Here is a 23,513-nt window from a genome sequence, read left to right on the forward strand (position 1 = left end):
TCATGCATCATAATGATTCCAGAAGAACGGGTCTACCTTCCATGCTGTCACTCCATGATCTACTTCGCCAACAGGTTCCTGAAGTTCCAGTAACGAAGCTGCTGGTGGCGGTCAACTTGCTGATCTTTATAGCCATGCTTGCCAGCGGAGCGGGCTTGTGGCACTCATCCAACAGCGTGCAACTCGCCTGGGGCGCCAATTTCGGCCCCGCTACCCAGGATGGGGAGTGGTGGCGCCTCGGGACCGCCATGTTCCTCCATTTTGGCCTGGTCCATCTCACATTAAACCTCTGGGCGCTCTGGGATGCGGGCCAACTGGTTGAACGCATGTATGGGCACGCACGCTTTACCGCCATCTACTTTGCCAGCGGTCTTGCCGGCAATCTGCTCTCGCTGGTTGCACATAAAGGCCTGGCCATCTCTGGTGGCGCTTCCGGCGCCATTTTCGGCATATATGGCGCCCTGCTGGTATTTCTCTGGTGCGCGCGCGGCAGGCTGCATCCCCGCGAGTTCCGATGGTTTTTCTGGGGCGCCATGGCTTTTGCGATTGTCAGCCTTGGGCTCGGCCTCGCAATTACCGGTATCGATAACGCTGCTCATATCGGCGGCTTCGTGACCGGCCTGCTCGGTGGAATAATATTTGCAGATCCCGCCACTGCCACTATAAACAGAAAAGCTTCTCACGTGTTCGGCCGCGGCCGCCTTGCCGCTATAAGCATCCTTGCACTGGCCGTCTTCACGCTGATCGTTCGGATTCCGCCTCCCGCATACAAGTGGAGCGAGGAAGTATTGGCGCGCAAGGAAATCGGCAATTTCCTGCGTGATGACCTGGCGATCAGCCAGGCCTGGCAGCGCATACTCGATGATGCCAGGCGAGGGGGAGTCTCCTTTGACGAACTGGCGGGACGAATCGATGCCGCCGTGGGTAATCCCTATGAAGAAAGCTTTGAGCAGCTTTCGGAACTTCCACCTGATCCCGCATTGCCTTCTGCCGCTATGGTAGAAATGCTGCGACACTACGCTGAACACCGCAGGGATGCGTCCCGCGCCCTTGCGGAAGGCCTGCGCACCCACAATCCCGGGCAAATTCGTCATGCGCTGGAAATGGCGAGGCAACCGCCTCAGTTGCCCAGGCTCTCCTCGCCAACCCCGTCCACCCTGCCCCACTGACGCTGACGATTCCGCGTCTCGCGAAGATGACACACGCAAGTCTACGCCAGATGGCAGTTGAGTTCGTTGCGTCGGATATCGCGACATCCGTGTTGGGAATACCGTAACTTTGATCGATTTCAATGTTTGGGAACGCAATCGCTACATTGCCCATAAAGAATCAAGTCATATTTCTCGATCACGAAATTGCGGGGCACGTGCAAGTTGTTCTTTTTGATCCTGTCGTGAATATCGAATACCTTGCTGCAGGTACTGCACTTGAAGTGATAGTGATCATCCAGCTTGGCCATTTCGTAGCGATCCGGTTCACCTGGCAGCTTGACGGGCAGAATGTATCCTTCTGCTACTAAATCCTTCAATGTCCGGTAAACGGTAGCAATACTCAGAGAAGGTACCGCAACCTTCCCTGCCACAAGTATTTCCTGCGTCGAAAGCGGCCTTCCTGCCGCTGAAATAACGTCAAGAATTGCATCCCGCTGCCGAGTGTTACGTTCCATTAGCTCGCCTCAACAATATCGTCCTACATAGATATTATCCGATTCGCCCCCCTCTTAACTCCTATTATGTCATCAGTAGCCTTGACCGGGCACTACTGCTATTGATATATTGTTATCATTAACAATAACTGAAGAAAGAGGAGATAGATGAGCCTTATATCGAAAAGCAGTATCCTGGGACTGGTCGCTTTGGCGCTGACGCCATTCACCTCGTCGGCAGCTTCGAGGCATGATGAGGGAATCGGGTTTTATATTGGCTACGATGGATTGTCCACATTGACTTCCGGTACGTATGCCGGATTATCCAATCCAAACTCGAACCGCCTGACTCTTTTGCTCGATCACGGCAACCATTTCCACGGGATCGGCACATACAGCTACACTGGCCCCGTAACGACGCCCGCCGTTCTGTCAACCAATACCAATAACCACGTTCCCGAAGTCTCTTCAGGAGAAGGCCCTCTTCCCCTAGCACAAGGGAGTGGGTTCTACGCGGGCACATTGCGAACAAATATTGGAAGTTCGGAATATAGCTACCTCGGCATTGCTTCCATTCAGTCACTTGCCAACCATCCCTCAGGCAGTATGGAAGATGTCCTTTTCCGAAGCAGTAATAACCGCTGGTCAGGTCAATTGAATGATGTGGAAATCGGGCTCAGGCTGGTCGAGAGCCCACCTGGGTTGCACATCGGGACGGAAACAACAAAGGATATTTACACCGGCGGCGATATATTTACCTTGGGAGCAGGCAACGATTTCGAGTTCAAGCCGGTTTACTGGGTTGATGCCGCGGCTCCAGCGGGCATTTACTCGGCAACATTCGAGTTGCTGAACATGAGAACAGGTTCGTCCATCCTGGATTCGGGCACGTTCCATTTCGATTTCAACGTTTCGCCTGTACCGGAACTGCGCACTTACGCAATGTTCCTGGCGGGTTTGCTCATGTTGGGTTCGATAGTGCGAAAGCGGCTACACGCTGATAAGCCCCCTGTTCTTCTTCATAAATAAAAACCTCATTCTGAGGAAGCACATTCCGAAAGTAGAGTAAGCAGGTCTCTGCATGAGACTCCATTTGGCTAAATTAACCAGCGATCAATCATGACGATAACGGATCAACGCCTGCCGGTCACAGTGCTGTCCGGTTTTCTCGGAGCGGGTAAAACCACGTTGCTCAACCACATTCTGGCCAATCGTGAAGGATTGCGCGTGGCAGTAATCGTGAACGATATGAGCGAAATAAACATTGATGCATCACTTGTAGCTAAAGGCACTCAAAATGCAGGCGCCGCTTTATCGCGCACTGAAGAAAAGCTGGTGGAGATGAGCAACGGCTGTATCTGCTGTACCTTGCGCGAAGACCTCCTGACCGAGGTGCGCAAGCTTTGCGCCGGGCATCGCTTCGATTACCTGCTGATCGAGTCGACGGGAATCGGAGAACCTATGCCCGTCGCCGCCACGTTTGATTTTCGGGATGAAAATGGAAACTCACTCAATGATATCGCTCGCATCGATACGATGGTAACGGTCGTGGATGCGGAGAATCTGCTGAAAGATTTTACCAGCGAGGAGCTGCTCGTCCAGCGCGGGGAAGTGGCAGGCGAGGAGGACGACCGCTCGCTGGCCGGCCTGCTAACAGAGCAGATGGAATTTGCGGACGTAGTCGTCATAAACAAGGTGGACAGGGTGTCGCCTGCGCAACTCCATGAGGTGATCGGCGTGATCAAGGCATTGAATCCAAAGGCGGAAATCATTCATGCCCACCGCGGAAACGTCCCCTTGAGCAAAGTGCTCGGTACCGGTCGGTTTAACCTCGATCGTGCCAGCAGGATGGCCGGCTGGTTCAAGGAACTGGCGGGCGAGCACACTCCGGAAACGGAAGAATTTGGCATCAGCAGTTTCATTGTACGCCTGCCTGAACCGCTGCATCCCCTGCACTTCGCTGCTTTCCTCGAAAAACCCTTGCCCGGAATCCTGAGAGCAAAGGGCTACGTCTGGCTGGCCAGCCGCCCGGACTGGGCGATCTCATATTCGCGTTGTGGCAATACTGCTGCCGTGGAACCGGTTGGACGATGGTGGGCCGCAGTGCCAAAGGAACGGTGGCCGACGGAGGGAAGCGAAGAGCGCCACTTAATTGAGCAATCGTGGCGCATGCCTTATGGGGACAGGACCAATGAAGTGGTTTTCATTGGTCGTTTTAAGGATCGTGTTCAGAACCTGAAAGTCATAGAGCAGGCATTTGCGGAATGTCAGCTTGAACCTACCGAAGTCCGCAAGGGTATCGATTACTGGCGCGAGATACCGGACCAATTTCCCCAATGGACACCGCTGACCGCCTCCGAAGAGGAGCCAGAGTACAAATGAGTCAATAATTCCTCAGACATTCTTTGCCAGTATGTCATCAGCCAGAGAAGTGGCAAGCCAAGTCAATTAACCGTGAAAACCGATCTACTTTCTTTCTTCGAAAAATCACTTCTGGCCGCACCGCCAGAGGAGTATATGTCCCCTCCACAATTGGAATTCTTTCGCGCTCGCCTGGAGATTGAGCGAAAACGACTGCTGGAGTGCGCGCAACATACGCTGGAGCAGATGCAGGATGTAACTGCAGAGCCCGATTTCAACGATCGGGCCAGCAGGGAAGAAAAATTTCTGCTGGAATTCCGTGTGCGGGATCGGGAACGCAACTTGCTGAGAAAGATCGAGCAGACGCTTCAACGCATCGAAGAGGGGACTTATGGCTGGTGCCAGGAAACAGGTGAGCCTATCGGTATTCCCCGTCTACTGGCACGTCCAACTGCCAACCTGTGCATCGAGGCCCAGGAACGCCATGAGTTGCTTGAACGCACACAGGGTGCCGTGTTGGAAGAACTGGGAGGAATATAGTATGGACGTTCCAGTAACCAAGGCGCCTTTCCTCGATCAAGATCAGGAACCCAGACCATACGCATATATCACCTCTGAGCTTGAGGAGTTGATACGGATATTCCATCCTTTCACCCAGATCGTGATATGTCGGCGAGATGCCGACAACATTGTCGATCGCTACGTACAACAGGGATTGGCAAATAACCTTTTCGGAAACGGTTTTCTAACGGTCATCCGTTCTGATGAAGGTCTCGCACCGGATCTTCTGCCCCCGCTTCCCAGTCGAGAAGCAATGGTTGATGATGTGCGCTTCATTGCAGAGCTTTACTCGGACTTAATTGGATGTAATGAAATTGCTCTTCGCCTGGAAGTGCTTCACAAAGCAATGTGTCCCCGCTTTCATGTCGATCGCACAGGTATTCGTCTGGTTTGCACCTATCATGGACAGGGAACGGAGTGGATCAATGACGAATGGGTCGATCACAGTAAACTTGAACTGAGTTCCCTTGGTTTTGCTGACAGAGCTTCCGGTCTGTTTGATGAAAGAACCAGGGTCGAGGGAACAGAACCCTTCGATATTACCCTCCTCAAGGGGTCTCTCTGGCAGGGGAACGCGAACAGAGGTGCGATCCATCGTTCTCCCGCCGTCGCCAAAGGTCAATCTCGTATCCTTCTTGTGATGGATGCAATCTGGGACAGCAACTCCGGTTAATCTTATCCCTTCCCTCTTTCCTCCTTCGGCCAGACCACATTTTTAACCATCGGTCTTTATCTCAGTGCTATCGGTACCGACGCTGCAGGCAAGATATCCTCTCTGATTACCCTCCCGGCTACTTTTTACGCAACTCGTCTGGCACATCCTTTCTTGACATATATAGCTTATAAACTAAGGTTAAAAGGATAAACAAAATTCAAAGTCAGCAATTATCCATTCGAGCTCGTAAAGTAAAAGTAAACGCCCCAAGTGCCGGGAATAAATTAACTTTGGTGTAAGCCGAAGCAGATAACGTTTGGAAGTTGCAGCTTCTCAAGCAAGCTCGGTTACTCTTAATGCAGGCTTGACCGTTTCTTGTGATGGTTGAAGTGAATCAGAAGGATATATATGGCCCAGCCGCTGACCTCTGAATCGACCTCGTTCACCCTGGACAATATGGGGAGGTACCTCTGCAATACCTTGCAGGAAGCATTTGATAGCACCACACAAACCATTGCCGGCCGACAACGCGAGTTCGACGTAATCGTTGTCGGTGGGGGAACCTTCGGGGCTGCCATCGCGGAACATCTCTTCGTAACCGACGCTGGAGGAGACGGTACACGTAGCCGCCGAATCCTCGTGCTGGAGGCTGGCCCCTTTGTGCTGCCCGAGCACATGCAGAATATGCCGTTTATGGGAGGCGCTCCGGATCTGCGCGTGCCGTGGGTAAATCACCCGGCACTCAACTACAGCGGATTAATCTTCGCCATTGGAGGGCGTTCACTGACCTGGGGCGGCTGGTCGCCTGAGTTGCTCGACTTAGAGTGGGCCGCCTGGCCACAAACAACACGCGATGACCTGCGCACCCGATATTTCGAGCAGTCAAGTGATCAGATCGGGGTAACGGCGACGAACGACTTCATTTTCGGGCCGCTTCACAGCGCGTTACGCAAGCAACTTCATACCGGCCTTAAAACGCCAGGTAACGAAACAGGTTTTTCCTTCGCCGATCTGCCTGATCATCCCAGTGTGCGTTATCATGATTCCACGCTTGGCCCGATCAACGTCGCACTATTGCGCAAATGGCTGAATCTCCCTGCCGGGAACAGGACATCAAAAGCAGAATTGCTCGAACTGCTCAAACTCGAAGCACCCCTCGCAGTCCAATCCAGCACTGAACCAGGACTATTTCCAATGAACAAATTCAGCGCCGTGCCCGGTCTCATTCGTGCCGCGCGGCTCGCAAACAGCGAGGCTGACGGTACAGGGACGATAGCGGACGCACGAAAGAGGCTCATGATCGTTCCGGACTGTCATGTACAGGAACTCATCACTGAGACCCAGGCGGACAATTGGGTGCGTGTCACGGGAGTGCGCGTCTGGCAAAACGGGATGTCCGTGGATATTCCACTTGCACCGCCGCGAGATGGCGGGCAAAGCGCAGTCGTTATTGCGCTCGGTACGGTCGAAACGACACGTGTGGCACTTACCACATTCCAGCAGTCCCTCGCAGGTCGTGCCGCACAGCGCATGGGCTCGAATCTCATCGCCCATTTGCGCTCGAACCTGACCATTCGTGTGCCAAGGAAGGCAATTGAAGCAAACCTCCCCCCCGAACCGTTCAATAGCCTCCAATGCTCCGCCCTATTCATGAAAGGCAAGGCAGCCAACGGAAGTACCTTCCACTTTCAGATCACAGCTTCAGGTTTAAACGAATTGGGTACCGACGCTGAGGCAGAACTCTTCAAGAAAATTCCAACCCTTGAACATCTGGAGGGCATGCTTCGTGCCAACGATAAAACCGTCGTGATCACGATTCGCGGCATCGGCGAGATGAAGCCGCGCAACCCGGACAGCTTTGTTGATCTGTCTACGCTCGAGGCTGAATTCGGGCGGCCAAAGGCGGTTGTTCATCTTGGAAACGCAAAAGCAGCACCAGAAGCCTTTCCAGGCAGTAACGAAACAAACATCGACCGAGCTACATGGGATGAAATGGATTCCGTGTCTGATAAGATCGCGCTGATCTTCGCAGGAAATGAACCATTCGAGATTCTCCCCACCCAATCGAGCGCCATTCCGGTGCCGGCGGGAAGCAGAGCACAACGACTCGCCTTACTGGGCGCATTCAGGAACCGCCGCGACGACTTGGGTACGACGCACCACGACACCGGCACGATGCGTATGGGCGACGATATCGCCGATTCTGTTACCAACGACTTCGGCCGCATCCACGATACCACCAACTGCTATATCGCCAGTCCCGCGCTCTTTCCAACGATGGGTTCCCCTAACCCGATGCTCACTGGCATCGCACTGTGCCGCCGCACTGCCGATCTGCTCAACAGCAGTGTGTTGCGCAGTTCAGACGCGATCATCAGCCCCCAGCCCGAAGCGGGTTTTCGCTCATTATTCGACGGTACGGACAAGACCTTCAAGGACTGGTACCTTGCCGGTCCAGGGGGTGGAGGCATGCTTCATTTGAACGGCGAGATGGTAAGTTACGGGGATGGCGGGCTGAGACTTTTTTATTACGCCAAGGAAGCCTTTAGCGATTTTACATTGCGCCTCCAGTTCCGTATCTTCGACACTGCGAACCATAACAGTGGCGTCTTCGTTCGCTTCCCGCGTCCGACACTTGAACTTGCCGATGCGCTCAAAACCCGCATCCCGAACGAACCATTCTTCGATGCAGGCAATGCGGCATGGAGGCCAGTCATAGCTGGCTTTGAAGTTCAGATCGATGACAACGCGCGCGGCGACTCGGGTAAGGATTTCTATGGAATCAAGCCTGAGCCGGATGGCCTGTTCAAAAACCGGACCGGTGCCATATACAAGATTCAAGCCAGCGATCGCGTCTGGCACCTGAACTTCAACGAGCCTGCCGTACAGAATTACACCCCTGGGCCCACGCTTGTTCCTGGTGTCTGGTTCGAATACGAGATCGAGGTACAGGGCAATAACTACAAGGTTTTTCTAACCAATATCCAGACCGGCGTACGACAGCAGACCACCTCATTTGACAATACCGATGGAGAGCGTGGTCGAGCTCCCGGTTTCATCGGGATACAGGTGTATCCTGGTAGTACCCTGGCCTGGCGGCATATACGCATCAAAACGCCCTAAAGTACCCTAAAAGCATCCTAAAAGGCTAGCGTTAGTTCATCCATCATCAGGGGGAACGAACATGCAAACATATCGCGGTCGCTGGCAGATTACTGTCATAGGTAAAGATTCAGCGTGGGATCAACGTATTTCAATTACCGGAGCCTCAAGCGGGGGCGGCATCATCCCGGGCGTCATGGGTTCAACGCAGATCGTGGACGGGGCCCTCTGGAATCTGACGATCGAGCATAATGACGGTACCCACGGATGGCAGGAGAACGCCGCCGTTCTCCCCGACCCGTTACAGGAGAATGGCGCACACCTCTCGCAAGTCATCCGCTCCAAGGATGTCTTCACCCCTTCCGATACCGACCCGAATGACCTCGTGATTCGAGTGGACAAGATCGGTCCGATGTTTAATGTTACCGTTCGACCCTTCGCAATCGATGGTCAATCTCTACTGATGTTCGCCGATGGCGTCTTTCTTGGTATCAACGGGATGCAGTACATGGGTGTCGAAATTGAAAACACCTGGGGAGAAGCATTTGAGGACGAGCTCCTGTTCGACATCTCCAACATTGGACGAGCCACGCTCGCGTCGTTCGGAATTATGATCGTTGACACATGGACGGCCGCCGAGTTAACGGCTACCCAGCAGACCGTACAGGGGCGGGCAATCCGTATACCTCCTTTGCAGATCGGGGAAAAGACTACAGTCTATTTTCTGGTGGACGCTAGCGGCGCCCGACGCGGCAAACCGCCCGTAGAGTTTGTTTTGCATAACCTGGGAGGCGACCCGGACCCGGACGACGCGATGCGCCACAATGCCAGAACCATCTTCATTGCCGAACTTGACTATGATCCCAATACAGGAACATCCGTGGTTTATATACCGGAAGGCAAGATTTCGCTGACGCTCAAGTCCCTGGCGGTTGATCCGGTCGCCCTGCAGCAACTTTGTAAGAATGTGCTCAAGCCGGGAAGTGGATCGAAAGGATCGAGGGTGGGTGACGACATTACTCGCCTGATGCGCGGGATGCGTGGAGGCAATTGCGACCAGAAAATACTACGTGAATTGATCACGCTGCTGTGTGGATGTCTTGTCGGCCCCGATTGCGGTGGCGGTGGCAATGGCGGCGGGGGTGGCAATGGCGGCGGGGGCGGGTGGCAGCGGGTGTGTCTGCCGGGTGGCATATGGTTACCGCTCGCCTTTGATTACAGCGTCGAAATTAAAGACGGCTTCGTAGGCCAACACGGACCACTGGCGTTTCAAGACCCGTGGTGGAAGATCGTGTTGCTGATCATCGCGCTCATTGCCTGGCTGGTCGGGCTCATAGAATCCATTGTCGCAGACAAGACCGGATGGGGAAATGTCGGTGATCACCCTCGCAAAATTGGTACTGTGGGTGCCTCTAACCGGGTAACGACCGATGCCGCGCTTATTGAACTGGATAACAGCAGGCCGTTCGTCCAGCAGACCGTCGATGCCATCACCGGTGAGCCGAACTCAAGCTTTATCACAGGCCTGGACACGCTGATTTCGATTGATCCGACAGTTGCCGCGCCATTTATGGGAATGCATGTCTATAAATCCGGATCCCGCACTGGCCTCACACACGGAATCATCACTAATCCCAGCGCACCGGCAGGCGAGTGCAGGGGACCCCAGAATGCTGCCGGCACCGGATGTACCGGCACGGATCCAAATCACCCCGATCTGTTTCTAACAGGGCAAATTATCCTTGCGTCAGACCCTGCTTTTGGCGAAGAACAATTCTCCGATCACGGCGATTCCGGCTCGGTGGTCTTTTCCCACGAACCAGCTACCATGAATCAGGTAGTCGGCCTTTTATATGGGGGTGGCGACACGTCCACCAACGTGTCGCCGATTCAGGATGTACTCACCGCGCTCTCCCTTAAATTGCGACCCTAGGGAAAAATATTATGCAAAAACTGAATCCGCAAGATCCCTCCGCTCGGGCCCAGGTCGAATCAATCATCGCGAAGATAAAGTCACAATGGGCGCAAGACCGAAATGTCCTGGATATTTTGCCCGCAATCAAGACTGTGGGACCGTACGCTCAACCTGATACCCTGGCAATAGGCTTCTATGTCAGGGAAAAAGTCGATTTGGCAAAATTGACGGACAGAGGCTATCTGCCTATTCCTGATCAAATCGAAGATGTGCCTACCGATGTGATCCAGGCTATAACAAAGCCACGAGGAACTGTGGATACGAAATCCACGCGAAGCCAGATGTTCGATACACTGGCAGGGGGAATCGCGGTAGGAAACGCGAACATGAATGTCTATGGCACGTTGGGCATGATCCTGTTCGCGCAAAGCGACAGCCGCCCGCTTGGGCTGACAAACGAGCATGTTCTTGTCAACGATATTGACGGGCATGTGGGCGACGAAGTGCAGCAGCCGCGCTTCTATCTAAATAGCGAAGTCTCTATCGACAGTGCGGCTTGCTGTCCCAATGGTCAGCTCCACTATCGGCCTGTCGATAATCCCATCGTGGATGCAGCAGCCGGGGTTTTTGCCGCTGCATCCATTGCAGCAGTCTTGTCTGATCAGATTGATCCCCATCGTCGTGGTCAGGACGCAACGGTACCCGACCCCACTGAGCGTACCCTGCGTGAAATCGTTTCTGTTGAGATGCAGTATCCCGAGATACCGCTTCCAGGGTACCCGTATAAACTCGATGTGAAATGGAAATACCAACGGGAAACAGATAGGCGCACGCTGGAATATTCGGTCTCGGAAACCAAGCCGAACCTGCACTTCGTCGAAACGCAGGAATTGCTCACGGACCGGACAATCTACCAGCGTGGTAACCAGGTAGTGTTTTTCGCCCTGCTGGGAGCCGAACCTCATCAAGAAACCTGCCAAAACTACTTTGTGACGGCTGCAGCGCTGTCCCCGAGCCATCATCGAGCCTATAAAATCATTCTAAAACCCTGGGAGATCGATATTGGTCTGAGAATTGACGACCCCAGCCGCAGTCTGGTAGATGGCCGAGCTGTACGGCGTTGCACATCTTTTAATGACCAAAAATCCGGCGATTGTTTTCGGCAGCCTCGCAGCATCAGCGGAATGATTTTCGACCCCAAAGACTACACCGCATGTTTTGTGCAACCGGCTGCGGCCGAACGACCCGCGTTAGTTTTTCCGCCTGCCGGCCTGACCATAAGATTTCCGACACCGATACAGGAGGTCCTTGGTCGTGTCGTGTTTCATGCCTCAGTGACCATGACAGCATTCAATGGAGCCGAGGTGGTTGGGACTGCGACGACATCAGGCGTATCTCCCGCAGAGTTGCACCTCACTGCTCCCAGCATCACGCATGTCGTTTTTCGTAGCAAGGACGAATCGCCGGAACTGGTGGAAATTTGCAGCGTGAAGCAACTGCGGAACTACTGCATCTACCGGGGGGAACTTACCTTGCTGCCAGACGAGGAGATCGGTATGTGGTCGACTTATCTGTTCGCCCAGACGCGTAATGATGTCCCGTCAGGGACCGACCCGCTTATTGCCGCCACGACCATAGGCGGTCTCCCGGTGACTAGCAATTTTATTGACGCAGGCGGCTCTGACGATATCACCTATGGCCACTCATGTCTGGTGGATATTGTTCCGAACGGTCAATTTGAGGTCGCTTTGCCAGCCGGGATAATCGGGTGATCGCCCGCGAGTGGTAGAAGACCAGGAAGTTATTCTCCTTATCATTATAAAGCCCATTCGGGGGTTTATAATCCATGGATTACGATTTGTTCTGCCGTCCGATAACCTTGAGATTTTCAGGCAGCCACCTCGAATCTGAGAGTTCTTCATCCGCCTTTCGCACCAACTGCTCCTTTCTGAGATTGCGCATGAGATCGGCACGCTCGGTCGATACCGCTTCTGCCACCACCGAGAGAATCCTGCCCTTCGAGACATGCGATAGATAGTTCCCGGATGTGGGTTTCCACCAGTCGGCCATGTCCAGATTCAAGGCGGTCATAAGTGCAGTTACGTCCTGTGGTGGTGTGCTTTCCCGCTCCGAGACGGTATTGACCGAAACCGCCGTGCAGAAAGCCAGCAGATCCAGAAGGTCTTGCTGCGATTGCTCCAATAGCCACCCAAACAGAGTCTTGCCGCCCCGCCCTGCCGCATCGATACGCTTCTGCCATTGCCGGCGCTTTTCTGCAAGTGCGGTCGCTGCCTTGCTCTGTTCGATATCCTCCGCGTCCGGCTTGAGACGGGTTTCCTCGATTCTGATCTGCAGGATAGGATTTGACGCGGAGCCATTTGAGAAAACCTGTACCGCCATCCGGTGCACGAGGGCGGCGAGCGCAACTTCCGGCCGATCCGTCATGGCCGCCTGCACGGCAGCCGTGCGATGCATGGTCAGCATGCGGGTCAGCTTTTCCGAATGGACCGGCTTCTCGCCACCGGCTCCTTCGATCCCTGCCGCTTCCCGCTCCCCTGACTCTCCTGGTTCCTTTGATTCCCTTGATTCCCTTGATTCCTTCGGCTGCTTCCTCATGTCCTCCTTGCGGATGAGACCCCGCTCGATACGGAGCCTGCCTTCGTGGTCGACAGTGGCAATAGCCCCTGAAATTGCAAGATCATCCGGATAAACTTCTTCCAGCGATTCGATAAGCTTCGTCAGTTCATCCCGAATGCGCTCCGCCTTTTTCTTTTTCTCTATCGCTTCGTAGAGTTCTCCTGCCTTGCGCCCCTCGTCATCGCAGGCATCATATCCGGCTTCGATGGCTTCCAGTTCCGCTTCCAGCGCGTCCATCCTGGCCTGCTCCTCCACAGTCGGGTCACGCCTGACTATTCGCATCTGCGAGAATTCGGCCCTGTCGGAATAGTCGAAGGTGGTGCGAACCTGCACCCACGCATATCCTTTCTCCTTCAGCGGCTCGACCGCCTGGTTGAGTTTTTCCAGGGCAAGCGATTCGAGCAATTCGCCGTCCTGCATGTAGCCGTCGTCCTCCTCCCCGAAAAGATCACGACGTATTACGCCCCCTGCGGCTTCGTATTCCTCTACTCCGACGAATCTGGCAAGCGGGCTCGTCCGTATGTTGATCTCAGTTTCGGTGATGAGCCGCCGGAAGGTTGCGCCGTTGCGCTGGTACTCCGGCGTGTTGTGCCAGAGCCGCTCCTGCAATTCGTGGTCATCCGTGAGCGCCAATGCCGTTATCTGCTCGAAACTCATCTTGTCTTCGGCATACAGCGCGAAAATCCTGGGGGAGACCCTGGTCAGTTTCAGGTAACGCCTGACGGTCAGCGGAGAAACGCCAAAGCGTGGAGCAATCTCATCCAGCGCAAACCCCGCATCTATCAGGTTGCGGTAAGCCATGACGAGATCGGCGGGATGCATATGCTCCCGTCCACTGTTCTCGGACAGGCTTATTTCCAGCGCCTCTTTGTGCTCGACCACGCGGCAATCCACCTCATGGTCTTTCGACAGCCGCCCATCGGCTACCAGCAGGTTCAAGGCGGCCAGCCTGCGGCCGCCGGCAATCACTTCATACTTGCCGCTTTTCCTGCCCTTTTTCTGCTGCACGGTGACGACCAGGTTGTGGATCAATCCCTGCGAGGCGATCAGGGCAGCCAATTCTTCGATGCCGGTTCCCTGCTTCTTGCGAACGTTCAGGGGCGAGATGACGAGTTTTTTTATCGGAATGCGGATAAGAGTGGTTTCGATGGTTTCCATCATGGTTCTCCTGAATACTTAAATAAAACGGAAAAGAAAAGCCGGTGGTATCAGTGTTATCAAGCACCGGTATCGGGCATTAATGATCTTTGGCAAAAGGAATGCCGTCACGCCGTGATCCGCTTCCGTAATAATCCAGAGCGTATTATCCCCGAATCCTTCCCGGTTCCTGAAACGGTTTTATCTTATCCATCTGATAGGCAGAGAGGATGGGAGTCCTGCCTTATGGCGTCTTTTTTGGCTTCCGGCCCTCTCCGGCAACCAAGCTTGAGCGCCTTACCATCACGCTCACCATCGAACCGGCGGAGACGATTAAGGCTGCGGTCGCCGAGGGCGACCATGCCTCTGCTAGTGATTTTCGGGGAGAACATGGGGCCGCATGTCATGCGCGCGACCGCCGCGACCAATGCGCTGGATAACGGGGCCGATATCGCCAAGGTGCAGGAATGGCTGGGGCATGCCAATATTGCCACCACCCGGATCTATGACAATGGCAGGATCCGGGCAGGGATAGTCCGACGTTTAAGGTAAGTTATTAGGGGAACTTCAAGTATTCAACGAATTTCAACTATTTTTTCTTCGGCCTTAACTCAAATTCTCATCAGCTTTTATAGATTGCAAGTGAATCCAAATACTTAGCCCTTCATCTGGTTCATCTCGATCCATGATTTTCCCACATACAACCGAACAGAGCATAATTTGTGTGGAAAAGATAGCTGTAAGAGCATGCAGATTGCTGGGTCTGAGTAAGTGCTTATACTATGTCAGTTTTTACATCCGGGGCTTGCGGTCCCCGAATAGCGAGAAGCACTCGTAATTGGTGTTGTTTTAAGGTGTCTGTTATATAACTTGGAGGTACTAATGCCTATTTTTTGACTCCCCTAAGCGTTTATCTGGTTGGCTAGCAATGAACTTCCTAAGAACTAACAAAAAAATAAGGCCTAAAATGACGAATCCAGTACCAGAATTAACCAACTATGCAGCAAATGCTTACAACGCCAGGGATGGACGGTTTCTTGGCAGGCCAGTATTTATAATTACTTACAACGAGGGCAAAAAAATTGATTGGCCAACTGGTCCCCGAGATATCCCCGATCAACTTTCAGTAAATATAGCAACGAACCTGTTCGTAGGAGCGAAAAGCATATTGCTCGAGAGTGAAAGGGACTATGACCGCTGGTTCTCGGCGTCGGTAGAAGCAGAATACAGTGGAGTAACTTACTCGGGTTCGGTTGGATCGTCCCTACTTTATCACGGTGACTTATTTACAGCCGCAAGTTCGCAATATGCGCTCAACTTTGCTAGCCAATCCATTTTGGAATTTGAGAGGATAGATAAAAGCTCGCTCCACCCTGATTTCCTTCGCGCAGTGCAGGCGCTCCCGCCAGATATCTCCACCGTAGATAACCAACAGCGATATTTTCGATTTTTTGATGATTATGGTACCCATTACGCGAGCTCAGCTACGTTGGGCGGCACAATTGTCATGGAGACAGAAATTAGAGATACGCTCACTGAGTCGTCCCAATCATTAGAAGTTGCTAGTGCTCTTGAATTGGGCTACAAGGGAATTATTAAAAAGGGCGAGCTAGATGTCAGCGTAGCCTTTAAAGAGTCTAAGTATCTAAGAGAACATGAGGCTTCTCTGAGGCTATCTTTGAATGTGATCGGAGGCCACCTCAAAGATAATTTATCTGACTGGATTCAATCGATTTATGCCACTCCAAGTCTTCTGCTAAATTTAACTCTCCCACGAGGGCGTAATGGCAGGCCACAAACAGTACTCAAAGCCATTTCGGACTTGATCGAAGATCATGTGATTGCAAGCAATATCCAATCCTTATTTGGTTTGTACATCAAGCAAGACGAGTTCAAGGATGGGTTGTTGACCGCCCCTAGGTTGATCGAGTTCGAACGCGTGTACGATACAACGGACGGCGATGGGTTCGTGGTATGCATGATTAACGGGTGGCCAGATCACCCTGAATGGGCCCATGGCGACATTCAAGCCATCGAGAATCCCGAGAGCGGGCAAAGCGTTGTTCGGGCAAATGCTTCATGGAACTACGATACCCATCATAACCAGTACATTTCCTATGCGGCACTAACAATGCCTACCTCCAGTAAGACTTCTTATGCAGTACAAGCAAAATCAGACACGGGACCAGGGGGACAGCAGAAGCTGATTCAGTTCATAGGTTTTGGAGATATAGGAGACCAAGCGTTTGGGGCTTGGGGAGACATCGAGTTAAACGCGGAAATTACTGCTCCAAATGATGGCTTCGTAGTTGCCTATGTTGATTGTGGACAGAGAGACGGCATCTATGGACAGGTGAAAGGAGAACAGAAGCTAGATAAAGACTACGTGACCATTGCAGGAGCATCCCAGCAGTTCCATTATGGTGACGGGCATTTTGTTTCTGCCAATAGTTTTTGCATGCCTGTCCGCAAGAGTATGCAATTTCGAGTCCGGACCGCCGGTAACTCAGTTTATAAAGCCTTCTTCCTTCCGATTTCCAAATCACTGGCATCCTTCGAGCCATTTTTGCCACGAGAGAAAACACTCGTATACCAAGCCAAGACGGACGGTTTTCTAGTCACCTATTTATCGACGAACATACCATCCGATCGCGGATTCGTCGAAGTTTACTCTTATCCGGAGAAACACAATCTCACTGACCGGGGTAAAGTCGCCGCAACTTCGATCCACGCTGACGTTTCTTGTAACACAGTAATGATCCCAATAAGAAAAAACGCATTCTACCAAGCGAGCTTTACCAAAGATTATGGGAATCCTTTGATCGAGCTTCGTTGGATGCCCCTCATTCCATCAGCCTAAATGACGGTTACCAGTTACCCTAAGCTGTAAGGAGCTGGAAGCTACTAGAGCGTTTTTCTTCTAGTTGGAATCGGGGGGATTCCTCTGTGCATCAAAATAGGAGAGGATTAGGGTGGAGGTGAGACATGCCGAGAGCTTATTCCGGGGATTTGCGCCGCCGGGTTGTGGCGGATGTGGACAAGGGCCTGAGTATCAGGGCGGTGGCCGATAAATATTCAGTCAGCCCGTCATTTGTATCGAAGATAACCTGCCTGTGGAGACAGGAAGGGAGCGTTTCCCCGCGCAGGATCGGGGCTACCGGCGTCATGCGCTGCAAGCCCATGCCGCGGAGGTCAGGGGCAAGCTTCTGGAGGGCAAGGGAATAACGCTTGCGGGGCTGCGCGACTGGATTGAAGAGACTTTGGGGGTTCGTGTCCACATCTCCTCCGTTGACCGGTTTATCCGCTCGCTGGGATACAGTTATAAAAAAACACTGCGGGCCAGCGAACAAGAACGTGCTGACGTGGCGGCGGCAAGGCCCGCCTGGCGGGACTGGCAAAAGACCTGCGACCGCGCGCCTGATCTTTCTCGATGAAACGGGAGCAAGCACGAACATGACGAGGCAGCATGGCCGCTGCCCTGTGGGAGAGCGATGCCATGACCACGCTCCCGGCGGTCACTGGAAAACCATGACTTTCGTTGCCGGCCTGCATCTTGACGGCCTGGTTGCGCCGTGGTGCCTGGATGCTCCCATGAACGGCGCAGCTTTCCTGGCTTATGTGGAAACCCGGCTCTGCCCCGCGCTCAAGCAAGGCGATATTGTCGTCTGTGACAACCTGGGCAGCCACAAGGTCGCGGGTGTCCGGGAAATGATCGAGGACAAAGGCGCAAAAATCCTTTATCTGCCGCCCTATTCTCCCGACTTCAACCCTATCGAGCAGGCCTTCTCCAAAATCAAAACCCTCTGCGCAATCCGCTGTGGGACCTTGTGTAACAAGGACTCTGACCGGCATACCATGCGCACCCACGGCCAGATGTATCTTGGTGTTGAGCTCCCTTTTGTGCGACCCATGGGCTGACTCCATCCTCCGTACTCCGGCGGAAGATCCCGCCATGGCCCTCCCGTCCGCAATATCCAGAATACAGCATCGATGAAACGAGGCAATGCCACCCCAGACGCCTTTGCGTCCGGGTAAATACGGTTCCAGCAAGGCCCAGGTTTCATCGGATATATCGTGGCGACGGTACGCGGGCTTCGAATTCTTCACGCGAGTCTCCTTTCTTGACCCACCACGTCTCTCATATTCTGAAGCTCGTGACTATACTATCTAGAGCAGCTATTATTGACCCAACCCCATCATGCTAGCCCTATAGGCGCCCCTCCGGTATCTGAGTGGCAGTATTGAAACACTCGAGCTTCTTCTTCTTATCTCCGATTATATTCCCATTTGTTCCAAAAAGATTTGCTCAAGGTGTCGCTTTACAGCGACAAAAAAATACCTTTTATTACAATCTGTTATCTCCATTCTATAAATAATTGGTTTCACTTGGCGACAGTGCCTATATTTCAGCCGCGGTAAGTCCCCGGTTAAGCGGCCGAGGGCAAGCAATACGCAGACTGGCACGAATTATGCTTGTGCTAGTGCAGGCAGTTCCTTCCTAACTACTTGGAAAGCGTATCGGTCTTCGTAACGAACGGCGGTAATCAGCCAATAATTGAACCGAGACGTCCGCTTCGTCTGGATGTCAATAGTCGAATTCTGCAACCCCTCATGATCAAAATCAAAAGACGTGACAGAGATCGCCATATCAGCGCCAAGACATTCCAAAAAACCAACTCCGATTAACTTCAGGGACAGCACGATGCAACTATATACCGACGAAAATCTCCGCGTTAAAAGATATTCCCTCTACTCCTCGGTAAAGAATCAATTCAGTTCCACTCCCCGCAACGCACTAATTGAAGCTGAAGAATCCATAAATGAAAGTCACGAGCGCAGGTGTGTTTTGAGGCGCGGTAAATACCAAATTTGCCTTGCCGACTCACCTGCACGCTATAACCTAGTAAATAAACTGGTAAAAAGTATGTATTCCTGGCGTGGTTATGATACCGGAACTCCAGCCATTTCTTCACACAATCCCAACCGCCTTACGCTGGAGGCGTCTATGCAACAGCAACTCATCGGCACGCTGACGTTAGGGCTTGACTCGGTAGATGGTTTGCTCGTTGATACACTTTATAACCAGGAAGTTGGAATCTTACGCACAAAAGAACGAAAGATATGTGAATTATCCAAACTCGCGATAAATCCCCTCCATAGCTCAGCCGAGTTGCTGGCTGCCCTATTTAATCTGGCTTATATTTATGGACGCATTATTCACAAGGCAACAGATTTTGTAATCGAGGTAAATCCGCGCCACGCAGGATACTATAAGCGAGTATTAGGATTTCGCCAGATCGGTGAAACACGTATCTGTGAACGTGTTAATGCACCAGCTGTGCTATTGCGTTTGGAATTGGATTATGTGGATGCACAGGTCGCTTGTTTAGCCGGGTCCCACGAACCCAAGCAAAGATCTCTCTACACTTATTTTCTTACCAAACCTGAGGAAGAAAAGGTTGCAAATAACCTCACGCGATATTGCTCCCCAGCGCATTGAACTGGCTAAACCTGATCAGACAGAGTAGATATATTTGCTTCCACAGCCTCATTTTGATAGGGTAACAATGACTCTCGACTCACGTGCGCCAGCAGATCAAAACCTGTAAACGATATCCACATCACTGTCTAGATGACCCATTGCTGAAAGAGCAGGCGTTATGAAGCAGCCTTGATCATAATCTCCTATTTGACTATGACAGTTAGGCTCTCGGTCTTGAGTTAAGGTGAACGACGGCATCAGTATAAGCCTAGCCTCGTTGAAGGTTCACCTCTAGACTGCACCTACACTACAACACAACTCAGCACAAGAAAAAAATCGGAAACGAAATCCGTTTCCGATTTTTTTGAAACCCAGAGAATTCTCGGGCGGCCGGTTTATTGCCTTAAGCAGCGTATTGTCCCCGTTTTGCTCGAGAGGAGACGAACCCCATACCGACTAATCCAATACCTACCAGGAACAACATCCCAGGTTCCGGCACTGCCGTGAAACTGCTATTTCCCGAACCAATAATAGTAGCGTCGGTGAAGTTGGAAGGTGGCAACGAAACACCGCTCACTGAGGTATTGACCCCATTGATATCCCCAACAGTGGAACCGCCGGCAAAAGCTGCACCGCTAAAGAATCCTCCTACAGGTGTGGCGTCGAATTGCACGTGGAAATCACCTGCGACAAGCGCTGAGAAGACACGAAATCCACCCTCCTGAACTCCTAACACTCCAGATAATACTTCAATATCATCTCCACCACCACCAGTGACACCCATAGAGTTTCCATTCATGCCTGGAAGCAGGCCGATCTGGGTGTTCATGCTCGGATCCACAAAGAAGGTTACATTAAAAGTTTGAAAGGTGCCCTGCACAGCGCCTGGCGGGTTCTCCACGGAGGCACCAGTTCCGCTATAGAGCGCGTACATCTGGTAGTCTGTGCCCAATCCTGTATTGGCAATTGGAGAGCCGCCAAGCGCATCCCGAAACGTACCAAAAAAGCCGGCACCTGTTTCCGCAAAATCGGAGCCAGTTTGGTCAACCTCGGCTTGGTAACTAAAGTCGATATAGCGAGCGTTAAAAGATGAATTAGCCTCACCTACTACCCCAGGGTTGACGGTAAACGGCTCTGCCGTGAATGTTATACCCAGTGCTAACGCCGATGAACTGCTAACCGCCAGTCCTGCGACTGCTGCGCCAGTAACCAGATGCCTCGATAAATCGGATAATTTTAAATTGAATTTCATAATCTCCTCCTTTAATTTCAGATGCGATGATAGAACCAGAGTCTACGTGCCTTATGGTCAGGGATAAAGGACACTTTAAATATAAAGCAAACGCTGTGCCATATAATAAAATCCATTAATATCAAAAGATTAACCGGGACGAGTGAAGAATGTAAGTAAAGTTGCCGTAAAAGTGTAAAAGAATTCGACATATGTCCATAGGCGAGCTGGAATTTCCCCGTCAGTCTGCGGGAAAACCGAGAAGAGTCCATCGGAGTGATGGTACCCGGGTAGCGGCATGCCCCAGCTTTACTCCATATCTTAGAACTTATCCGTAAATAGTTAAACTATGGTCCGAACTGCAGAGAGCGCGGTGCCGGAGCGATACTTGAGCAAGAAACGAGTCGAGTCGTGGGTAGCAACAGATGAGTTCTGGCAGCGGGTGGAGCCGCTGATTCCCACACGCGTGCTGCCGCCGGACAAGGCGTACCTGCGCAAGCCAGGTGCGGGACGGCCGCCCAAGCCAGCCAGCTCGACAGGTGTTTGACGGCATTGTGTATGTGCTGCGCACCGGCTGCCAGTGGAAGGCGCTGCCCGGCGAGCGCTTCGGCAGTGCCAGCGCGATTCACAAGCGCTTCCTCGCATGGGAAAAGCAGGCTTCTTCGAAGCGCTATGGAAGGCCGGACTTGCGGAGCACGACGAAATGGAGAGCATCGCCTGGCTCTGCTGCGGTAGGCGGTTCAGGTTCCGGTAGTAAGTCGTTGCAGCGGTAAACGTAGCGAACGCGCTCTAGGCGGCTCGCCAAGACCGATTCGTCCTAGAAATACGGTGGAGGCCGTGTCATCCCCCTGAACGTTTTTCAGTCTCTCCGCCAATGTTTGTGCGTCTGACCAAGCCTTGGACAATTGCGAAAAATGCCTTCCTTCGCGCACATAGCGACTGAAAATCAAAGGTGTCAATTCTGGTTGCAAACTCAGTCCCAACCCAGTTGCGGTGAGCCAGAAACGCTGAACTGCACGGCCTGCGCGTACGTAGTCTTCCATTGTTTTAGGCACTTTGTGAGCAAGAATGGCAAAGTGCGCGGCACAGAACAAGCCGGGGAGCAGATCCATCTCCACCCGAGGAACCAGGTGCCCAGCGAGGTAAGTGTTAAAAAAATGCACACGTTGCCAACTGCCCATAACCCAGCCCATCAGTTTAAGGGTCATAGCGTCCAGCCCCAAGGCTTGATCTGGCACCTTGTCCTCGCTGAAACGCGCTTTCCACTGGATAACGTCGCGGTGGACGCTATAAGCTTCCGGGAGAGTGAGTCTGAGCTTCGCGTTGTCAAACATTAGCTTCGCCCAGCGCCAGCGTTGACTTCCGCCCTCGAACCAGCGTACTGTGTAAAATTCTTCGACAGCCTTTTGTAGTACCTGCTTTTGCAGATCAGATAGGGGAGTGGTACGAAAACGCCTGCGCTGGACGGAACGATTCTTGATGTGGGGCAGCAAGGGATCTGAAGGCAATTGGTTGTCCGGGAGCAGTTCGACAAAATAGTCTAAGTGTGCATCGGATGATCCAATACATCGTTTGTATTTCGCTCGCATGCTATGTCCGCTGGCGGCTATAGCCAGAGTTTCCAATAGGGCGCCCAATGCAATTTGGCTGGGATGACCATCGAGATCATAAACGCAATGGTCGCGCGTGTCGAACGCATGGATGACCAAATGCCGTTCGTCTATGATTTCAAATCGCCATGGTTGAGTATTATCCCCGCTTGGGGCCCAACGGGCGAGTTGAAGAATATCTGCGAGCGGCTGGGGAATAGAGTTCACTTACAATCCTAGTTTTCGTTTAGCAATGGCAATAGCGAGACGTTGCAAAGGATTGCGATTGCCGCCCGGGCGCCATGTATGAGCGAGCTTCTTGTGATAGGCATCAAAATGATAGCCTCTGGGTGCTGCCAAGACAGGGCCGCGGCCGAGTAGAATTTTTAGAGCTTCGGTCGCCGCCACACCGGAACAGAGCTGGCAAGCCATCATGGTGGAGGGACCCTTGTGGCCGGCCAAATCAACCGTTGAAGGATCAGCTAGATAACCCATTTGCAGGCGGGCGGGCGCCAGCCCCATCAGGAAGCGCAATGGCTTTTCTGCCTCAGGGGCATCGTCCAACCGAAAATAATCATTAAAACTCATACGGCCTGGAAAAAAATTGAGTACCGCAGCACCCATCCCTAGCGGAGCAGCGGTAACAGCGGGAATACCTTTTGATTCGCAAGCGGCAAAAACCTTCAGACGAGCCTGAAAGGCGAAGAAATCCAAACCATCTATATAAATATCCACGCCTTCAAGAAAATCATCCAAATTGTCAGATTTTACACCATGACCAAAACCCTTGATTATTAGCTCGGGGTTGATATTCCGCGCTTCCCGGACCATGACCTCAAGCTTGCCATGGCCTAAAGTCCCTATAGTTGCTCCAGTCTGACGGTTGAAATTGATCAGATCGAACGTGTCGAAATCCGCAATGTGGAACGCACCAATCCCCAACCTCGTCAAGGTCAACAGATGGGAACCTCCGACTCCCCCGAGCCCTGCGATGGCGACGCACTTTCGACGTAGCGCCTGTTGCTCGGCCTCCGTCACCCAGCCAATATTTCGTGAGAATGCCTTTTCGTAGCTGAACGCGTTATTATCGCTCGCTGCCTTTATACCGGTCTCGTCTGTTGTACAATTTACCATCTTTCATTTCTCCATGGACAGCTATTCAGCCTTCCAGCCGAAGCCACTCCTTTTCGATTAATTG

At 52.5% G+C, this 23,513-nt stretch carries 18 protein-coding genes and 3 pseudogenes; 15 read left to right on the forward strand and 6 right to left on the reverse strand.

Translation table 11 applies throughout. From position 1 onward, the window contains the following. Nucleotides 1-41: 41 nt before the first annotated feature. Nucleotides 42-1,169: a rhomboid family intramembrane serine protease gene (locus ACZ5BW_RS12835; protein WP_464540547.1), complete on the forward strand. Its 1,128-nt coding sequence runs from the start codon at nt 42-44 to the stop codon at nt 1,167-1,169. Nucleotides 1,170-1,288: 119 nt separating this feature from the next. On the opposite strand, the gene ACZ5BW_RS12840 is transcribed toward ACZ5BW_RS12835, so the two are convergent. Beyond that, nucleotides 1,289-1,666, reverse strand: a complete 378-nt coding sequence (locus ACZ5BW_RS12840; RefSeq protein WP_464540549.1) for a Fur family transcriptional regulator — start codon at nt 1,664-1,666, stop codon at nt 1,289-1,291. A 147-nt stretch (nt 1,667-1,813) separates the two neighbouring features. On the opposite strand from ACZ5BW_RS12840, the gene ACZ5BW_RS12845 reads away from it, so the two are divergent. The 7 genes from ACZ5BW_RS12845 to ACZ5BW_RS12875 all read left to right on the forward strand — a co-directional run bounded on the left by ACZ5BW_RS12845 (nt 1,814) and on the right by ACZ5BW_RS12875 (nt 12,011). Continuing rightward, nucleotides 1,814-2,674 carry an all3515 family Zur-repressed PEP-CTERM protein gene (locus ACZ5BW_RS12845; RefSeq protein ID WP_464540551.1) on the forward strand — a complete coding sequence of 287 codons (861 nt, stop codon included), beginning with the start codon at nt 1,814-1,816 and terminating at the stop codon, nt 2,672-2,674. 90 nt (nt 2,675-2,764) lie between these two features. Further along, nucleotides 2,765-4,027 (forward strand): GTP-binding protein, encoded by a 1,263-nt coding sequence (locus ACZ5BW_RS12850; RefSeq protein WP_464540553.1) that lies wholly within the window; start codon nt 2,765-2,767, stop codon nt 4,025-4,027. A 135-nt stretch (nt 4,028-4,162) separates the two neighbouring features. Then, nucleotides 4,163-4,546, forward strand: a complete 384-nt coding sequence (dksA, locus tag ACZ5BW_RS12855; protein ID WP_464540555.1) for an RNA polymerase-binding protein DksA — start codon at nt 4,163-4,165, stop codon at nt 4,544-4,546. A gap of 1 nt (nt 4,547) precedes the next feature. Next, entirely contained in the window at nt 4,548-5,240 is a 693-nt protein-coding gene (locus ACZ5BW_RS12860) for a DUF1826 domain-containing protein (protein WP_464540557.1), read from the forward strand. Nucleotides 5,241-5,630: 390 nt separating this feature from the next. Then, the gene (locus ACZ5BW_RS12865) at nt 5,631-8,345 is read left to right on the forward strand and encodes a 3-keto-alpha-glucoside-1,2-lyase-like domain-containing protein (RefSeq protein WP_464540559.1); all 2,715 of its coding nucleotides are present in this window, start codon (nt 5,631-5,633) and stop codon (nt 8,343-8,345) included. Between the two features lie 61 nt (nt 8,346-8,406). After that, nucleotides 8,407-10,257, forward strand: a complete 1,851-nt coding sequence (locus ACZ5BW_RS12870; RefSeq protein ID WP_464540561.1) for a chymotrypsin family serine protease — start codon at nt 8,407-8,409, stop codon at nt 10,255-10,257. An 11-nt stretch (nt 10,258-10,268) separates the two neighbouring features. Then, a complete protein-coding gene (locus ACZ5BW_RS12875; RefSeq protein ID WP_464540563.1) occupies nt 10,269-12,011 on the forward strand; it encodes a hypothetical protein in 1,743 nt (580 codons plus the stop codon). A gap of 79 nt (nt 12,012-12,090) precedes the next feature. Here the strand turns inward: ACZ5BW_RS12875 and ACZ5BW_RS12880 are convergent, their stop codons facing one another. Beyond that, entirely contained in the window at nt 12,091-14,037 is a 1,947-nt protein-coding gene (locus tag ACZ5BW_RS12880; protein WP_464540565.1) for a ParB/RepB/Spo0J family partition protein, read from the reverse strand. A 336-nt stretch (nt 14,038-14,373) separates the two neighbouring features. On the opposite strand from ACZ5BW_RS12880, the gene ACZ5BW_RS12885 reads away from it, so the two are divergent. The 5 genes and pseudogenes from ACZ5BW_RS12885 to ACZ5BW_RS12905 all read left to right on the forward strand — a co-directional run. Beyond that, entirely contained in the window at nt 14,374-14,565 is a 192-nt protein-coding gene (locus ACZ5BW_RS12885) for a tyrosine-type recombinase/integrase (RefSeq protein WP_464540567.1), read from the forward strand. A gap of 415 nt (nt 14,566-14,980) precedes the next feature. Then, nucleotides 14,981-16,873: an MAC/perforin domain-containing protein gene (locus tag ACZ5BW_RS12890; RefSeq protein WP_464540569.1), complete on the forward strand. Its 1,893-nt coding sequence runs from the start codon at nt 14,981-14,983 to the stop codon at nt 16,871-16,873. Nucleotides 16,874-16,998: 125 nt separating this feature from the next. Then, entirely contained in the window at nt 16,999-17,238 is a 240-nt protein-coding gene (locus tag ACZ5BW_RS12895) for a helix-turn-helix domain-containing protein (protein ID WP_464540571.1), read from the forward strand. Continuing rightward, nucleotides 17,127-17,447 carry a winged helix-turn-helix domain-containing protein gene (locus tag ACZ5BW_RS12900; RefSeq protein WP_464540574.1) on the forward strand — a complete coding sequence of 107 codons (321 nt, stop codon included), beginning with the start codon at nt 17,127-17,129 and terminating at the stop codon, nt 17,445-17,447. The genes ACZ5BW_RS12895 and ACZ5BW_RS12900 overlap by 112 nt, the downstream gene beginning before the upstream one ends. 19 nt (nt 17,448-17,466) lie before the next feature. After that, nucleotides 17,467-17,766 (forward strand): annotated as a pseudogene (locus ACZ5BW_RS12905) (transposase); the annotation flags it as partial. 48 nt (nt 17,767-17,814) lie between these two features. Here the strand turns inward: ACZ5BW_RS12905 and ACZ5BW_RS12910 are convergent. Beyond that, a pseudogene (locus ACZ5BW_RS12910) lies at nt 17,815-18,120 on the reverse strand (transposase); the annotation flags it as partial. A gap of 523 nt (nt 18,121-18,643) precedes the next feature. Between ACZ5BW_RS12910 and ACZ5BW_RS12915 the strand changes: the two are divergent. Next, nucleotides 18,644-19,513, forward strand: a complete 870-nt coding sequence (locus tag ACZ5BW_RS12915; protein ID WP_464540576.1) for an N-acyl amino acid synthase FeeM domain-containing protein — start codon at nt 18,644-18,646, stop codon at nt 19,511-19,513. 385 nt (nt 19,514-19,898) lie between these two features. Here the strand turns inward: ACZ5BW_RS12915 and pepA are convergent, their stop codons facing one another. After that, complete coding sequence (gene pepA / locus ACZ5BW_RS12920; RefSeq protein ID WP_464540578.1) at nt 19,899-20,747, reverse strand: flocculation-associated PEP-CTERM protein PepA; 849 nt, start codon at nt 20,745-20,747, stop codon at nt 19,899-19,901. 328 nt (nt 20,748-21,075) lie between these two features. Here pepA and ACZ5BW_RS12925 point away from each other — a divergent pair. Continuing rightward, nucleotides 21,076-21,447, forward strand: a pseudogene (locus tag ACZ5BW_RS12925) (transposase); the annotation flags it as partial. 19 nt (nt 21,448-21,466) lie between these two features. Here the strand turns inward: ACZ5BW_RS12925 and ACZ5BW_RS12930 are convergent. Both ACZ5BW_RS12930 and ACZ5BW_RS12935 read right to left on the reverse strand, forming a co-directional pair. Beyond that, nucleotides 21,467-22,543, reverse strand: a complete 1,077-nt coding sequence (locus ACZ5BW_RS12930; protein ID WP_464540580.1) for a nitroreductase family protein — start codon at nt 22,541-22,543, stop codon at nt 21,467-21,469. Continuing rightward, nucleotides 22,544-23,449, reverse strand: coding sequence for a ThiF family adenylyltransferase (locus tag ACZ5BW_RS12935; protein WP_464540582.1), 906 nt, complete (start codon nt 23,447-23,449; stop codon nt 22,544-22,546). Nucleotides 23,450-23,513 lie beyond the last annotated feature (64 nt).

Source organism: Nitrosospira sp. TNL300 (genome assembly GCF_055385915.1).

Excerpts from the sequence above, each read along its gene's own strand:
- ACZ5BW_RS12880 (WP_464540565.1), bottom strand. The coding sequence starts at position 14,037 with ATGATGGAAACCATCGAAACCACTCTTATCCGCATTCCGATAAAAAAA.
- ACZ5BW_RS12875 (WP_464540563.1), top strand. The coding sequence starts at position 10,269 with ATGCAAAAACTGAATCCGCAAGATCCCTCCGCTCGGGCCCAGGTCGAA.
- ACZ5BW_RS12840 (WP_464540549.1), bottom strand. The coding sequence starts at position 1,666 with ATGGAACGTAACACTCGGCAGCGGGATGCAATTCTTGACGTTATTTCA.
- ACZ5BW_RS12865 (WP_464540559.1), top strand. The coding sequence starts at position 5,631 with ATGGCCCAGCCGCTGACCTCTGAATCGACCTCGTTCACCCTGGACAAT.
- ACZ5BW_RS12885 (WP_464540567.1), top strand. The coding sequence starts at position 14,374 with ATGCCTCTGCTAGTGATTTTCGGGGAGAACATGGGGCCGCATGTCATG.
- ACZ5BW_RS12895 (WP_464540571.1), top strand. The coding sequence starts at position 16,999 with ATGCCGAGAGCTTATTCCGGGGATTTGCGCCGCCGGGTTGTGGCGGAT.
- ACZ5BW_RS12870 (WP_464540561.1), top strand. The coding sequence starts at position 8,407 with ATGCAAACATATCGCGGTCGCTGGCAGATTACTGTCATAGGTAAAGAT.
- ACZ5BW_RS12835 (WP_464540547.1), top strand. The coding sequence starts at position 42 with ATGCTGTCACTCCATGATCTACTTCGCCAACAGGTTCCTGAAGTTCCA.
- ACZ5BW_RS12890 (WP_464540569.1), top strand. The coding sequence starts at position 14,981 with ATGACGAATCCAGTACCAGAATTAACCAACTATGCAGCAAATGCTTAC.
- ACZ5BW_RS12935 (WP_464540582.1), bottom strand. The coding sequence starts at position 23,449 with ATGGTAAATTGTACAACAGACGAGACCGGTATAAAGGCAGCGAGCGAT.
- pepA (WP_464540578.1), bottom strand. The coding sequence starts at position 20,747 with ATGAAATTCAATTTAAAATTATCCGATTTATCGAGGCATCTGGTTACT.
- ACZ5BW_RS12850 (WP_464540553.1), top strand. The coding sequence starts at position 2,765 with ATGACGATAACGGATCAACGCCTGCCGGTCACAGTGCTGTCCGGTTTT.
- ACZ5BW_RS12845 (WP_464540551.1), top strand. The coding sequence starts at position 1,814 with ATGAGCCTTATATCGAAAAGCAGTATCCTGGGACTGGTCGCTTTGGCG.
- ACZ5BW_RS12860 (WP_464540557.1), top strand. The coding sequence starts at position 4,548 with ATGGACGTTCCAGTAACCAAGGCGCCTTTCCTCGATCAAGATCAGGAA.
- dksA (WP_464540555.1), top strand. The coding sequence starts at position 4,163 with ATGTCCCCTCCACAATTGGAATTCTTTCGCGCTCGCCTGGAGATTGAG.